Raw genomic sequence first — 14,603 nt, forward strand, 5'->3', positions numbered from 1 at the left:
GTTATTACAACAATTCGCTAGTTTGCCTCTATTGCAGTATTCCGGTGGAGATGAACAGAATCATATGCTCTTTGATCTTGTCCTGATCCAGCGGCTCATGGGATTTGTTCCATTCCGTGGTTAGAGCCAGATACATCCGCAGAATCATAAACGCCGCCACACTGGCATCGCAAGGCTTCACTTCTCCGCTCCCGATGGCCTCCTCAATCTGCTGCTGCAGGAAGTCCAGCGCATAGCCCTCCATCCGCTTCACGCCTTCGAGCGCCTGGGCCGTACCGATGTCCCGGACCTCCTGGGCCAGCTTCACGAACAGCTCATGGTCCAGGCGGAATTCCAGAATGGAATCCAGCAGATTAAGCAGCTTATGTACGAAGGAAGTTTGCTGCGCAGCCACACGGCTCATCACCGATGTTAATTCAGAGGTGGCCTTGTCCAGAATTTCCTCGAACAGTTCTTCCTTGGTTTTGAAAAAGGTATAGATCGTGCCTTTGCCCACATTGGCAATTCTGGATACCTGATCCATAGTCGTAGCCTTATAACCAAATTGAACAAAGGACAGGGTGGCTGCCTGCAGGATTAATGCTTTACGGTCAATGGACATGGGTAACACTCCATTCTCTAGAATACAAATTGACTAGAATTTATTTCCGGTCATTAATTACCACCCAATTTACCACGCCACCGGGAAGAAGACAATATTTTCATCAAAATATCACCGGATTCGGCACTCCGCAAGCCGCTCTTCTGCACAAAATGTCACCAAATGAGTATCCATTGCCGTTCTTTCTGGGGTATGATAGTAAAGATGCAACCACGAAACTAATTGTATGGATGGTGGAATATGTCTGAAATCAAAAAAACATCTAAGAACAAAAAAACCGTTGTAATTCTGGCCGCTCTAGTCGTTGTTATCGCTGCGGCTGTGGTAATCTGGCTTACAATGGGTAACAAGAGTGAAGACAGCCCTGCTGCTACCGGAACCCCTGGCGCTACTGCCTCCAAAGACGGCGATACGAAGTCCCTGGAGCAGACGTTTTATATTTATGATACGGTTGTGAATATCAAGGTGTTCGGCGATACGGTGGAACAGAAGAATATGGACGACATTCAGGCTATGCTGGAACGGATGGATATCGAGTTCAGCCGCACCAAGACGAACGGGGAATTGTACGCGGTGAATCAAGCCGCCGGCAAAGAAGCCGTTGCTGTGTCTGATGAAACGCTGGATATCGTGAAGCTCTCCCTCAAATATGCTGAGGAAATGGACGGGCTGTATGATCCGACGGTTGGCCCGCTTGTGGATCTATGGGCGATCGGCGAAGGCGGGGAGCATGTGCCTGACCAGGCGGCGATCGACAAGGCCCGGAGTCTGGTCAATTACAAGGATGTGATTGTTGATGAGGCTGCGAAGACGGTCAAGCTGGCCAAAGAAGGCATGGTGCTGGACATGGGCGGAATCGGCAAAGGCTATGCGGCTGACCGGATCGCCGACTATCTTAAGGCTCAGGGCCTGAACAGCGCGATGATCAATCTCGGCGGCAGCAGCATTATCGCCCTTGGCAACAAGCCAAATGGTTCTCCATGGAATATCGGCCTGCAGGACCCCGATCAGAGCCGCGGAAGCCAGCTCGGAACCATTAAGGTTGCCGATGAGGTGGTTGACGCGTCCGGGGTATATGAGCGCTTCTTCATGCAGGACGGAGTGCGTTACCACCATATCCTCGATCCGCGTACAGGCTTTCCTTCCCAGAACGGGCTGAAGAGTATCACCATCATGAGCCCCAACGCGACAGACGCGGACGCTCTTTCCACCGGTGTGTTCCTCATGGGCCTGGAAGAAGGCATGAAATATCTCGAAGCGCTGCCGGAGAAGGTGGAGGCCTTCTTCATTACAGACGACAACAAGATCTATGCCACCTCTGAGCTGAAGAAACGGCTGAATCTGACCGATTCGACTTATAGCTTCGCTAATTAACGGAGCTTGGTGCTGATGTGGTGAAGTAGCTTCTGGGTAAAATACACAAAAAGGTGCCTTCCACTCACGGAGGGCACCTTTTCTGTATGAATATCATACCAGCGGCAGCTCGCTGAACTCCTTATAATTCGTGAAAATATAGCTCGGCGTATGGTCCGTACCCGGCTTCCGCCCGCGCGGATTATACCAGCATACCTTCCAGCCTGCCGTAAGCGCGCCGACCACATCATTGGCCCAGGTGTCGCCCACATAAAGGCTGTTCTCCGGTGTCGTACCCGTCACCCGGTTGACATGAGCGAAGATCGCCGGGTCCGGCTTGGCCAGGCCGACGGCATCCGAGATGAAAATCATCTCTGGGGGAATGATCCGGTCAATGCCCAGCCCGCGCAGCTTGCCCATCTGGTGCTCCTGCGGGCCGTTGGTGATAATGCCTACCGGATGACCCTGGCTAATGAAGCGCTGCAGTTGCTCCGCTACGCCTTCAATCATCTCAATCGTGTACTGGCGGGCAATATAGGAGGCCTGTATCTGCACCGCCTGCTCCCGGTTGAGCGGCAACCCATATTCGGCAAAAGCCAGCTCCAGCCGCAGTACCCGCGTCTCCTCCAGCTCCATCTCCCCGCGCAGATACTTCGGCCACAGCAAGTCGCTGTGATGCCTTACCGTGTAGAACAGCTCCGCATAATCCAGCTTGTCCTCCTCAGGGGCCAGCACCTCACGTACAGCTTCCCTGAAGGGGACCAGGTGGTCATATAGTGTATCATCCAGATCAAAAAATACAGCCAGCTTACTGCTTGTCTCCACCACTATAACTCTCCTAACTATATCTTCAGAAATATAAATGATAAGTGAAAAAGCTCTCGTCCCGCTCATAACCCTGAGCTTCGTATAGACGCTGTGCACCGGTATTGGTTGTCATGGTGGATAGCGTCAAACCCTTGGCGCCTGTCCCCTGCGCGAATCCCTTCACGCCTTCAAGCAGCAGTGAGCCCAGTCCCTGTCCCCGCTGCTCCTGCGTCACAAACAGATCATTCAGTATCCACACCGGCTGAACCGTAATGGAAGAGAATGAGGGATACAGCTGCGCTATCCCATATATCCGCCTGTCTTCACCTTCACCGGCAACAGCCATGAAGACAACAGACTCTCCGTTCTCCAGTCTTGCCTGCAGGAATTCCCTGGCGGCTTCCCTGTCCGGCTGCTGGCCGTAGAAGCTGCGGTATTCATCGAACAGCGGTACAAGCTCCTCCACATCCTCAAGACCTGCCCGTTCAAAACGATAATTCAACAAAGGTAATCCCCCTTATTCCCTGGAATCATAAAAGACATGACGGGCGGTAATCTTACCATCCTCAATATCCATCAGGCCGAAGGAATATTGCTTCTCCCGCCGCTTGTCCGTGGGCGATCCGGGGTTGAACAGCAGAATCCCGTTCTCCCGGCGCATAAGCGGCTGATGGGAATGCCCGAAGAGGATGCAATCTACGTCCTGGCCTTCAAAAGCGAGCAGCGCATTACCGTCCGTACCCTTGCGGGAATACGGAGCGTGTCCATGAATCATTCCGATGCGCAAGCCTTCAAGCGTAAGGATCTTGCTCTCGCCGAAGCGCTCAATAATCTCATAGCCATCGTTGTTCCCGGCAATCCCCTCTACCGGAGCAAGCTCGGCGAGCATATCGTAAATCTCCGGCGACACCCAGTCTCCCAAATGCAGAATGATATCCACCTGGCGAAATTCCTTCATAAGCACGGACGGCAGCCCCTTGGCCCGGCTTGAGAGATGTGTATCCGATACCACTCCAATCTTCATCTGCATTCTCCTCCTCATTCAAAATGGCTAAGAAGCGCGGTAAACTGCGATTCCCAGCCATTTTTATGTTCAAATCCAAGTTTACGTTCTATCATTGTACGATGCCCTGAAGAGGGAATGCAAATTGAAGCTGCAGGTCACCGCGATCTGATCCTTTAGCCATTTTCATATATAGTGATCCTCACTCCGTCCAGTTCCAAAGCCGTACTTCCCCTACCTGGAGGTGGCTTACCCACGAAGCTTCGCGCAGCTTCAGCAGCTCCTTGACCGGTCCGGTGACAACGGCTCCGTAGAGCTTCACGCCGTTCTGCTCCAGATAAGCCACTGAGGTGTCGAGTTGATTGATGTGTGCCGCTGAACGGGTAAGCCTTGGATGCTCCAGCAGCAGCTTAAGCGTCTTGAGGAAGTTCGCATCCCGCAGCACGCCGCTCCCGTACGCTTCAACGGAAGGAGCTACGCTAGTGTAGGAGGAGACCGAGCTGAACCAGCCTGTTTTTTCCTTGGTGACTTGAGTTGTCTTCATATCGTCCTTGTGCCACATAGGCTGATAGGGGAAGCCAAGCGGATATACTACCACATCGTTCTCCCTCGTTGAAGGTCCGGCATCTGCTCCAAACCAGACCGGCTGAAGACTCAGCGGCTCCAGCTGCTTGAGCAGCTCATCAGTTGTATACAGACGGTCCAGTGACAAATACGCCTCGGCAACCGTACCTTCAGGAAGCTTCGTGAGCCTCTTCCATTGACTGTTGTCATCTCCTCCCCCGGCATTGCCCTCCGCAGACGGATAGTAAAACACTTTTCCAGCCCCGTTCTGCTCATCCATCCAATTAAACATTCCAATATTGGCCAGTCCCAGAAGGAATTTCTGTGTATAATTACCGACCTGAATACTCTCGCTACCCACCTGCTTAAGCACATTCCCGGATAATTCCATCCGGTAAAAATTATGAACATCCGCTGACAGATGCACCGTGGTGTTAGGACGGGTAACAGCAATCGCTGATGACACCACATCACGATAGGTATCGATGCGGTCGCTGGTGTTGTAGAAGACTGTTGTAATGATGCCGCTGATGACCGTAAAGATCAAAAACACCGAAAATACAGTTAACGTGTTGTTGATCCGCGCCTTCCATTTGCCCCGGCGAATAATGGACTTCTCTCTTCGCTTCTTTTTCGCCTTCTTGAACACTGGTGCTGCGCTTCCTTGCGGGTCCGTCTTGGTCCAACTCCTGGTGACCTGCCCGTCCTGCTCCTCCTGCTCCATCTGTTCCTCCAGATACAACTGATACGCTTCAAGCTTCGCCAGCTCACTCTCCAGCTCCTCACGCTCTTCCTCCGGAAGGGTACCCTCGCTGTATTGGCGCAGCTTCTCTTTGAATTCCTCACTCATGCTCATTCCTCCTCCGATCCGCTTCACGCAGCTTCTGCCTGGCGCGGAATACGAGTATCTTGTATTGGGACAAGCCCACCTCCATAATGCCAGCGGCTTCCTTATAGCTCAGACCGTGCACATCGTGCAGCAGCAGGGCATGGCGCTGACCCTCCGGCAACAGGCTAAGCGCCCTGGCCGCTTCCTCCCAGCGTTCCTGCTTCAGCAGAGTGCCCTCCGTTGTCTCCGGGTGGGGCAGGCTGCTGAAATAAGCGCCTTCCTTCGCCACACTCCGCTTCTCCTTGCGCTTATAATCCACGAATGCATTATACGCCACCCGGAACAGCCACGGCTTAACCCGTTCCTCCCGGCAATCCTCCAGATACAGATACGCCCGGTAAAAGGTATCCTGCATCAAATCTTCAGCCGCATGATGGTCCTGGCAGAGGGAGCGCAGATAGCGGTAGATGTCGTCAACATAATGTTCATATAGTTCATCCAGCGAATTTGGCTCCATCTCCTCCCCCCTTACTCCATCCACGTATGAGAATGCGAAAAGTTACACCTCTGTACGAAATTTCCTGAAATCATCCATTTTGTTCGCAAGCAAAGCCCTTCTTCCCCGGAGGGCGGTGGGGTGCAATGGGCCGAGATGCGATGGTGCAGGGGGCGACGTGCAGGGGGCGCGATGTTCGGGGGGCGTGTGCAGGGGAGCGAACCCCGCCACTCCCGTTGCGGACTGGAGATCCCTTATTTGGCCGGAACACAGCATTTCGCACGCCTGGCGGACTCAGATGCCGTTAAGCCAATGTCATTAAGTTAAGATATAGAGCCAAAAACAAGAAAAAAAGGCAGGTTATCGAAAAGATAGCCTGCTCTTTTTTTGCACAAAAAAAATCTTGACAATCCGTAGAAAACGTGTGGCGAAGCCCCTTGAAAAAACGAGGAGGTTACGCCAATGAATGCTTATGCAAATTCGCTGAAAGACAGACTGACATCTCTCATCCGTGAGATGGCGGCTGCCCCCGCGCCTTACGTCAGAAACCCGGGAAAGGATTTTACCCGAACGAAAAAACTACCCTTTGAAATGGTTATGCAAACCCTGATCTTTATGGGCGGCAACAGCCTCTATAAGGAACTGTTGGAATCGCAGGGCTATGACGTTAACACCGCAACTTCTTCTGCTTTTGTTCAGCAAAGAAATAAAATTTTGCCGTCTGCGGTCGAATCTTTGTTTCACACCTTTACCGCGTCCCATACGGAATTCAAGGATTATCGAGGCTATCGATTATTGGCCATTGACGGTTCCGATCTGCATATTGCAACAGATCCTGCGGACCCGTTGACCTATTCTCAAAGTCAGCCCCACTCGAAAGGCTTTAACCTTCTGCACTTGAACGCTGCTTATGACCTCTGTAACCGGCTTTACGTGGACGCCATCCTTCAACCTCGAAAGCTGCGCAACGAAGGAAGGGCGCTGTCCACGATGGTGGATCGGTCCCCTATTCAGGGGAACGTCATTGTGTTGGCGGATCGAGGATTGGAAAGCTACAATACGTTCGCGCATCTGGAACGGAAAGGATGGAAGTACGTCATACGGGTCAAGGATTTGCATTCGAATGGCATTCTTTCGGGCTTGCACTTGACCTTTGAAGGGGCGTTTGATCAGGAGATTCACCTGACGCTGACTAAAAAACGAACGAAAGCGTTCAGGGATCACCCCGAAATCTATAAAATTCTTCCGGCCACCTCTAGCTTTGATTTTCTGGACATGCAAAAGAACCTGTTTTACCCGATTTCCTTTCGGGTGGTTCGTTTCCTCCTGCCCAGTGGCGATTATGAAACCGTCATTACCAATCTACCGGCTGCTGAATTCTCACCGGATGAACTCCGGGAACTGTATCACCTGCGATGGGGGATTGAGACCTCTTTCCGGGCCTTAAAATACACCATCGGTCTGACCCATTTTCACGCAAAGAAGCAAGAGTCCATTACCCAAGAGATCTTCGCAAGAATGATCCTCTACAATTTCGCTGAAATGATTACCTCGCACGTAGTCATTTCCCAAAAGGATAAACGGCACCTCTACCAAGTCAACTTCACGGTGGCCGTTCACGTCTGTAGACATTTCCTGCGCTCCAAGGGCGATGGACCCCCGCCTGATGTGGAAGCTTTGATTCGCAAAAATATTTTGCCGATTCGTCTCACCCGTCCTGGGCAAAGGAATACACGCAGAATACGTAGCAAATCCGCCATTAGCTTCGTCTACAGAGTAGCATAATTCGGTTCGCATGAACATTTTTTTAAGTGGATCTTCCATCCGCTTTGTTTGCTATGCGCTTTTTTCCTTCCTTACACCAAAAACAAACGGCATAGGACGTTTCCCCATACCGTTTTGGATTCTCTTTATTAATTCCAAACTTATCTTTGAACTTATCTTAATGACATTGGCCGTTAAGCCCCCTCTCCGGCCTCTGTTTACGCTCCACAATACAATATAGGAGCTCCTGAGTCCGATACGAGCAGAAAAGCCGTCTTTTTCGCCAAATAACGTCCTCTGTGTCCGCATAACTCCCCAGATGACCCCGAAACCTCTAATTTGTAAACACCGAAGGCTAGCAGCCAGCAACGGCGGAGGAGCTCAAATTCAGCACAAAGGGAGCCTCCCGGCCCCCTGTATGCTAACTCTGGCGATTCATTCCCCAGCCTCATTCGCGCTGGCAGCCTGCTCTCCACGTATTTTATTCAATAAAAACCGATGCTGGCCGAAGCATCCTTCATCCATTCCCGTTTGCGCCCCTTGTCCAGCTCGCCGCGCATGCCGCGCACCAGAAGCTCCACATCTGCCGTGCCGTTCTCATGCCATTCCAGTGCGGCACTGACATACAGCTCGCCGAGCTGGGTCAGGGAGAAATCCCCGGTCAGACGCGAAGCGGTGGCCGTGCCTTCCTCACCTGCGAAGGCGGAGAAGCCGCGCAGCTGCAGATATTCAAGGCGCAGCGCTTCGCTTGGCATCTTGATCTCGTAGGCCCGGTCGAAGCGCCCGGCGCGGTTCATGAGACCCGGGTCGATTTTATCAGGGTAATTGGTCGTGCCGATCAGGAAGATTCCCTCCTTGGAGGTGGCCCCGTCCAGCGTGTTCAGGAAGAAAGAGCGCACCTCCTGCGGCATGGAGTCGATGTCCTCGATCACAAGCACCATCGGCGCCAGCCGGGCCGCAGCCTCGAACACCTCATTCACCGATTCGCTGCTCGTATACTCCGTAATCTGCCAATAGAGCACCGGTCCCGGCACGCTTCCGGCAATGGATTTGACCAGGGTGGTCTTGCCGTTGCCCGGATGCCCGTAGAGCAGAATCCCCCGCTTGTACGGGATATCATAGGTCACATAGAAGCTGCGGTCGCTGTCGAAGAACTGGTCGAGCGAGCGGTAGATCTCTTTTTTGATACCGGCGTCCAAAATCACCTCTTCACGCCTAACCGCACGCGTAATCGGCTCATCCTCCCGGGAAATTCCGTTGCGCCGGTCGGTGAACACTGTCACCTTGTTAATATTCTGCTCCCGCTGACGCTTGCGTACATTGCCAAGGAAGAACTGCAATTGCTGATCCGATGCGGCAAATACATAATCCTGAAAGTTAATCCCGTTCTCCTGAAACACCGGGACCCGCGCCAGCGCAATGCCCATCGCCGGATAAGCGAGCACATTATTGCGGACCGACAGATGGATATGGTACTCCGGCTGCTCCTTCTCATCATCGAACACGAAGGTCCGGTCCTCCAGGCGGTCAAAAATCCGCGCCACATGCTCCACCCCGGCATTCCCGCTCTGCACATCGTTCTCCAGCAGCTTCCAGTATTCACTGTTGGGATCATCGCTGGCATACAGCTCGTAACGGACACCGTAGCGGGTGTAGAGGGCTTCAAGGATACCGTCCACCAGGCGGGCATACACATCGTAGCCTTTGATAATGCCGGCTCTCTCTTCATCATATTCATAGATTACAGCCGGTTTCTTGTTCTCCTGCTCCATCCTTATTTCGTCCCCTTTATCGCTGCGAGCGGCTTGCATTTGGCCACCACGGCAGCCAGGCCGGCGCCCGTAACGCTTTCTATGATCTCATCTACATTCTTATAGGCTTGGGGGGATTCGTCAATGATAGATTCCAGGGAATGCTGGTTCACGACAATCTCGTCTTCCGTTCCCACCTTCATCGACCGGGAGAATTCCTGGACACTCACCAGCCGCTTCGTGGCCGAGCGGGAGCGGATACGTCCTGCACCATGGCAGATGGAATAATAATTCTCTTCCCCTCCGGGCTGGCCGACCATGATATAAGAGGCCGTACCCATCGAGCCGGGAATCAGCGCCGGATGTCCGGTCCCCGCATAAGGGCGCGGATTATCCGCATGCTCCGCAGGCAGAGCGCGGGTGGCTCCTTTGCGGTGGACGAACTTGCTGCCTGCGGAAGTCTTCTCTTCCCAGGCATAATTGTGCATCAGATCGTAGAGAGTGCGCAATTCGCACTTCGGGCCGAAGACGTCACGGAAGCCCTCGCGGACCCCATAAGCAATTAAATGGCGGTTCACGACCGCATAGTTCAGTGCCGAATACATCAGATTGACGTAACGCTGAGCCTGCGGATGCGCCAGAGGCGCATAGATCAGGCGCGGATCGGCGCTTCCGAGTCCCAGCTGGCCCATGACCTTGGCGAAGGCCGGGGTGCAGAATTGATTGACCATGCCGCCCCAGGCCCGTGAGCCGGAGTGGATCATGACAGCAATCTGCCCGTCCTGAAGCCCCCAGGCTTCCGCCACCTCCCGCTGCTCCTCCGCGATCTCAATCGCCTGAATCTCCACGAAATGATTGCCGCCGCCAAGAGTTCCGAGCTGGCGGTGGCCCCGGTGCCAGGCCATGTCCGGCAGCTCATTCAGAATCTCTTCGTCGAAGCCCAGCTTGCTGATCTCCACGTGGGAAAGCGCACTTGATTTCTTCGGTGTGTAGCTGTCCGGGATATACTTGTTGGGCAGACCGTGCAGTCCCTTGCGTACGATATTCTCCAGCCGGATATCACTGTAGTGGCCGCGCTGTTGAGCCTCCATCGGCAGATATTTCTCAATCGCGCGGACCAGCTTGCGGCGCAGCTTCACTTCGCGCAGATCATCCACGTGCAGGTTGGTCAGATGCACACGCATTCCGCAGCCGATGTCGCTGCCCACAATGGACGGCGACACATAGCCTGATTCGGCATCCCATACAGCCGTAGTGCCGATACAGGTTCCGACGCCTACATGTACATCCGGGGTATAGCTCATATATTCGATATTTGGTATCTGAAGATTGTTATTAGCCATCTCCAAGACCTTGTAATCCAGCGTGCCGAATAATTGCTCACTGGCGTAGATTTTGAGGTCGCCGCCCGGAAGGGCCACCTCATGCTTATAGCGGGACATCTCTTCCGCTTGTTGCTTCATGCTATTCATATCTATTTTCATTTCCTCTCAGGTTGGGTTTCTGGTTTGGTTCCATAGGGGTTCAGTGAATTTCGAGTTTCCAGGTACACAAAAAAGAGCCGCAGACCAGTTCTGATCATGCGGCTCCCGGCGCGCTAAGTGCAGCTTCCCGTTGAAGCTTGCACCCGTTCAAAGCACACCCGTATTCAGTTCAGACATCAGCAGCAATACCCTGCGCATTATGTCTTCCGGACGAAGGCGATGAGATCAGATCGTACATATGCGGTTGTCATGTGATCCTGCTGTCTGTTCCGTTCATTTGTTCCAATCATGATCCATCAGCCTCCCTTCTCTAAATGATAAACCCAATAATATATGGCCTTGCAGCAGATTGTCAACCCTTATTCTGGTAAAAAACTATTTTACTTAAATTTGGACCAGTCCTGATTGCTGTTCTCCAGCAGATGGCCGAAATCATTCTCCAGCCGCTTCTGCTCCGCCTTGCGCTTATCCTCGGCTGCCTTTAGGACAGCCTCCTTCTTGTCACGTTCTTCTGCCTTCAGCGCATCGGACTGCGCCTTCAGCTTATCCAGCACCTCGCGGCTGAGCATATCTTTAAGGGTTGCGGGAGCATCCGCCTGCGCAGGACGCGGAGCCGGGGTATTTTTCTTCTTTTTAGCCAAGAGAAATCATCCTTTCAAGCCGTGCTTTTCGTTCAAATTTGTTTTAGGCACAGGGCTTTTCGTTTATAATGTACAGTAAGAGGTGAGCCTAATGAAATCCACAGATTTATGTCCAAGATTACAAAAAAGCATGGATATTATCGGCAGACGCTGGACGGGCTTAATCATCTATCAGCTTTTGCAGGGCCCCCAGCGCTTCGGGGAAATCGAGTCCTCGCTGCCTGTCAGCGGCCGGCTGCTGTCGGAACGGCTGAAGGAGCTGGAGCAGGAAGGCATCGTGCTGCGCGAGGTATTCCCTGAGACCCCCGTCCGCATCCAGTATTCGCTTACAGGCAAAGGCCGGGCGCTGGAATCCGTCATCCGCGATCTCCAGGTCTGGTCGGAATCATGGATTACGGAAGAGGAATGCCGTTCCGCCTTCAGCGCTCCTACGCAACCTCAATAACGCCTGTCGATTTATATATTTACAGCTTGCGGCCGATGATGACCAGATCGCGCGGGATGCCGTCAAGCACCGCGACTCCCGGCAAAAGACCCCATTCTTTGAATTCGAACTTCCGCAGCAGGGCGAGGCTGGGCTCATTATGGCCGAAGACGAACCCCACCAGATTCTGCAGCCCAAGGCGCGGACATTCCTCCACCGCCTTGGCCAGCAGAATGCTTCCCGCACCGCTGCCACGGAATTTCTCATTTACATAGACACTAATCTCTGCTGTTCCATTGTAAGCCGGGCGTCCGTAGAACGACTGGAAGCTGAACCAGGCGGCGATCTCGCCCCCCTGTCTCAGTACCCACAGCGGCCGGTGATGGCTGTTATGCTCATGGAACCACCCTACCCGCTCCTCTACGCTTACCGGTTCAAGATCCGCAGTCACCACTCTTCCGGCAATCGTCGAATTATAAATCTCCACAATCGCTTCCAAATCCTCAATTACTGCATCCTCTATGCTGTAAGCCTGCCAATCCATCCAAAGTATCCCCCTAGTTGTGGTATAAACATCCGTTACAGTGATTATACTCCAAGCCGGTCTTATTACGCAGCAGTTCTACAGTTTCAGTAAAGCTGAAGCAACCTCACTGAAACAGCATTATTCAAGCCCGGTCTGCTCCAGACTCCATTTCCATAATCGTGCGGCCGCTTCAGCATCCTCCGCCCGTGGCGTCAGTTCCTTGATCTTGCGGCGGTAATAATATTGCCCGCTTACCCCGTCCAGCTCCGGCGCAGTCGCCAGCAGGATGGCCGTATCCGCCCCCTGCTCAGGCGTCAGGAAGAAGCGGGACAGCAGCTTCAGCACTCCGCGCCCGAAGCCGGTCTCCCGGTTCACCCCGATACTCGTCCCCACCGCGCCCGGATGCAGACAATTCACAGTAACCCGGGTATCCTTCAGACGTGAAGCCAGCTCACGGGTGAACAGAATATTCGCCAGCTTGGAGCGGGCATACGCCTTCGCCGGATTGAAGCCGCGGGATAATGTATGATCCTCCAGATACAGCTTGCCAAGCTTATATGCTCCTGAAGCTACAACCACAATCCGGCCCTGTTCAGCAGCCTTGAGATTATCCAGCAGCAAGCGGGTCAGCAGGAAGTGCCCCAGATGATTCACGCCCAGATCCAGCTCGAAGCCGTCTGCTGTCAGCTCACGCTTCAGCGCGACTACCCCTGCATTATTGATCAGAACATCCAACACAGGATATTCGGCAGTGAACTCCCCGGCAAAAGCGCGAATGCTATCGAAGGAAGCAAGATCGCACAGCATCAGCCGGATCTGGCTGGAGCCGCTCTGCCGCACCGCTTCGGCAAGAGCCTCTTCCCCCCGCTTAAGGCTGCGGCAGGCCATAATGACAGTTGCTCCCCTGCGGGCCATTTCCACGGTTGTAGCCAGCCCCATCCCGGAGTTTGCACCGGTGACCAGCACGGTTTTGCCTTGCATGGACATCCTCCCCTTCCTCGCCGGCCGGTACAGCTCAAGCACCGGCCTAACCTTACTCCATATCCGAGTATATGCGATAAGCTCATGTTACATCATTTCCGAGGGTTAACATAGTCAAAGACCCGCCAATTCTTCACTTCCAGTCCGGCCGGAGCGCAATCAGCCGATCATCCTGCGCCTGCGGGCCGCCTCTGCCGTCGCGGTTGTTGGTCATAAGGTACAGGGTACCATCCGGCCCTTCCGCCACATTACGGATTCGCCCGTACTTTTCCTTGAACAGGCTGGTCATTGAAGGCGTTCCGCCCGCAGGCGGCAGCGATACCCTTAGGAGCTGCTGTCCCGCCAGATTGGCAACCAGCAGCTCACCGGCCCAGGGTCCTTGCGTAATGAAGGTCATTCCTGACGGAGCCCAGGTCTCCTTCCCGCTGTGAACCAGCGGAGTCACAAGCTTGGGCTGGCCGTCTTCGGTCTCATCGCCTTCGATCAGCGGCCAGCCATAATTGGCTCCGGCCTTGATGAGGTTCAGCTCATCGTGACTGGACTGGCCATGCTCGGAGCTGTAGAGTGCCCCGCTCTCCGGCTGCCAGGCCAGCCCCTGGGCATTGCGGTGGCCCATGCTGTAGACCGGCGATCCGGGCCACGGGTTGTCTTCGGGGATAGAGCCGCTAGGCATAATCCGCAGGATTTTGCCGCCCAGACTATTCTTGTCCTGCGCCAGCTCCGGTTCATAGCGGTCACCTGTGGTGATGTACAAATTCCCGTCCGGCCCGATCTTGATCCGTCCGCCGTTATGATTCGTATCGCCCGGTATGTTATCCAACAGGACGCGGTCGATCTCAGCTGTGCTGCTTCCAACTACGATCCGCAGCACCCGGTTCGCCGTCCCGCCCTCTACGGTACGGTAGGTGTGATAGACATAAGCCCGTCCGTTCTGCTCAAAATCAGCATCAAGCGCGAGGCCCAAGAGCCCGCCTTCTCCCTTGCCGACAAAAGAATCAGAGAGCTTCAGCAGCGGAGCATCGCGCAGCTTGCCGTTCTCCATGACACGCAGGCTGCCGGTACGCTCCGTAATAAAAATCCGTCCGTCCGGTGCAAATGCCATCTCCCAGGGAACCTCCAGCCCGCTGGCCAGCGTCTGGGCAGTATAGGGAAAGTCCGGGGATGCACCCGGAGCTTCGTCAGGCTGCGCATTAACCTGCGGACTGCCTTCTGCTCCATTCTCCTCTAGCTTATCCTCCTTTGCAGCGGAAGTGCAGGCTGACAGCAACGTCATCAGCAAGACCAGTGTTACACGCAGCAGACAGTTACGGGAGAGCAGCCTTATTTTGGCTCCAGTCATATTCCTTAACCTCCTTCAGGTGTTATCAGATCCTGATTGT

General features: G+C 53.8%; 15 protein-coding genes. 3 read left to right on the forward strand and 12 right to left on the reverse strand.

Annotated features, from left to right (window positions below; genetic code table 11):
* Positions 1-28: 28 nt before the first annotated feature.
* On the reverse strand, positions 29-601 hold the full coding sequence (locus MHH78_RS29750; RefSeq protein WP_076081854.1) for a TetR/AcrR family transcriptional regulator: 573 nt from the start codon (positions 599-601) through the stop codon (positions 29-31).
* Between the two features lie 240 nt (positions 602-841).
* On the opposite strand from MHH78_RS29750, the gene MHH78_RS29755 reads away from it, so the two are divergent.
* Entirely contained in the window at positions 842-1,975 is a 1,134-nt protein-coding gene (locus tag MHH78_RS29755; RefSeq protein WP_341169783.1) for an FAD:protein FMN transferase, read from the forward strand.
* A 93-nt stretch (positions 1,976-2,068) separates the two neighbouring features.
* On the opposite strand, the gene MHH78_RS29760 is transcribed toward MHH78_RS29755, so the two are convergent.
* The 5 genes from MHH78_RS29760 to MHH78_RS29780 form a co-directional block, all read right to left on the reverse strand.
* A complete protein-coding gene (locus tag MHH78_RS29760; protein WP_341169784.1) occupies positions 2,069-2,779 on the reverse strand; it encodes an HAD family hydrolase in 711 nt (236 codons plus the stop codon).
* Between the two features lie 25 nt (positions 2,780-2,804).
* Positions 2,805-3,266 (reverse strand): GNAT family N-acetyltransferase, encoded by a 462-nt coding sequence (locus tag MHH78_RS29765; protein WP_341169785.1) that lies wholly within the window; start codon positions 3,264-3,266, stop codon positions 2,805-2,807.
* Between the two features lie 12 nt (positions 3,267-3,278).
* A complete protein-coding gene (locus tag MHH78_RS29770) occupies positions 3,279-3,785 on the reverse strand; it encodes a metallophosphoesterase family protein (RefSeq protein WP_341169786.1) in 507 nt (168 codons plus the stop codon).
* A 181-nt stretch (positions 3,786-3,966) separates the two neighbouring features.
* A complete protein-coding gene (locus MHH78_RS29775) occupies positions 3,967-5,178 on the reverse strand; it encodes an anti-sigma factor (RefSeq protein WP_341169787.1) in 1,212 nt (403 codons plus the stop codon).
* Entirely contained in the window at positions 5,171-5,674 is a 504-nt protein-coding gene (locus tag MHH78_RS29780; RefSeq protein WP_341169788.1) for a sigma-70 family RNA polymerase sigma factor, read from the reverse strand. Before MHH78_RS29780 ends, MHH78_RS29775 begins: the two co-directional genes overlap by 8 nt.
* 441 nt (positions 5,675-6,115) lie before the next feature.
* On the opposite strand from MHH78_RS29780, the gene MHH78_RS29785 reads away from it, so the two are divergent.
* Complete coding sequence (locus tag MHH78_RS29785) at positions 6,116-7,438, forward strand: IS4 family transposase (protein ID WP_076086935.1); 1,323 nt, start codon at positions 6,116-6,118, stop codon at positions 7,436-7,438.
* A gap of 464 nt (positions 7,439-7,902) precedes the next feature.
* Here the strand turns inward: MHH78_RS29785 and MHH78_RS29790 are convergent, their stop codons facing one another.
* The 3 genes from MHH78_RS29790 to MHH78_RS29800 form a co-directional block, all read right to left on the reverse strand.
* Positions 7,903-9,189: an ATP-binding protein gene (locus MHH78_RS29790; RefSeq protein ID WP_341169789.1), complete on the reverse strand. Its 1,287-nt coding sequence runs from the start codon at positions 9,187-9,189 to the stop codon at positions 7,903-7,905.
* A gap of 2 nt (positions 9,190-9,191) precedes the next feature.
* Entirely contained in the window at positions 9,192-10,640 is a 1,449-nt protein-coding gene (locus MHH78_RS29795; RefSeq protein WP_341169790.1) for an RtcB family protein, read from the reverse strand.
* A gap of 392 nt (positions 10,641-11,032) precedes the next feature.
* Positions 11,033-11,293 (reverse strand): YqkE family protein, encoded by a 261-nt coding sequence (locus MHH78_RS29800; protein WP_341169791.1) that lies wholly within the window; start codon positions 11,291-11,293, stop codon positions 11,033-11,035.
* A 91-nt stretch (positions 11,294-11,384) separates the two neighbouring features.
* Here MHH78_RS29800 and MHH78_RS29805 point away from each other — a divergent pair, with 91 nt between their 5' ends.
* Entirely contained in the window at positions 11,385-11,738 is a 354-nt protein-coding gene (locus tag MHH78_RS29805; RefSeq protein ID WP_341169792.1) for a winged helix-turn-helix transcriptional regulator, read from the forward strand.
* 19 nt (positions 11,739-11,757) lie between these two features.
* On the opposite strand, the gene MHH78_RS29810 is transcribed toward MHH78_RS29805, so the two are convergent.
* The 3 genes from MHH78_RS29810 to MHH78_RS29820 all read right to left on the reverse strand — a co-directional run bounded on the left by MHH78_RS29810 (position 11,758) and on the right by MHH78_RS29820 (position 14,563).
* Positions 11,758-12,261 carry a GNAT family N-acetyltransferase gene (locus tag MHH78_RS29810; protein ID WP_341169793.1) on the reverse strand — a complete coding sequence of 168 codons (504 nt, stop codon included), beginning with the start codon at positions 12,259-12,261 and terminating at the stop codon, positions 11,758-11,760.
* A 120-nt stretch (positions 12,262-12,381) separates the two neighbouring features.
* Positions 12,382-13,224: an SDR family oxidoreductase gene (locus MHH78_RS29815; protein ID WP_341169794.1), complete on the reverse strand. Its 843-nt coding sequence runs from the start codon at positions 13,222-13,224 to the stop codon at positions 12,382-12,384.
* A 133-nt stretch (positions 13,225-13,357) separates the two neighbouring features.
* Complete coding sequence (locus tag MHH78_RS29820) at positions 13,358-14,563, reverse strand: PQQ-dependent sugar dehydrogenase (RefSeq protein ID WP_341169795.1); 1,206 nt, start codon at positions 14,561-14,563, stop codon at positions 13,358-13,360.
* Positions 14,564-14,603 lie beyond the last annotated feature (40 nt).

The organism is Paenibacillus sp. FSL H3-0333 (assembly GCF_038002805.1).
Classification (GTDB): Bacteria; Bacillota; Bacilli; order Paenibacillales; family Paenibacillaceae; genus Paenibacillus_AQ; species Paenibacillus_AQ silagei.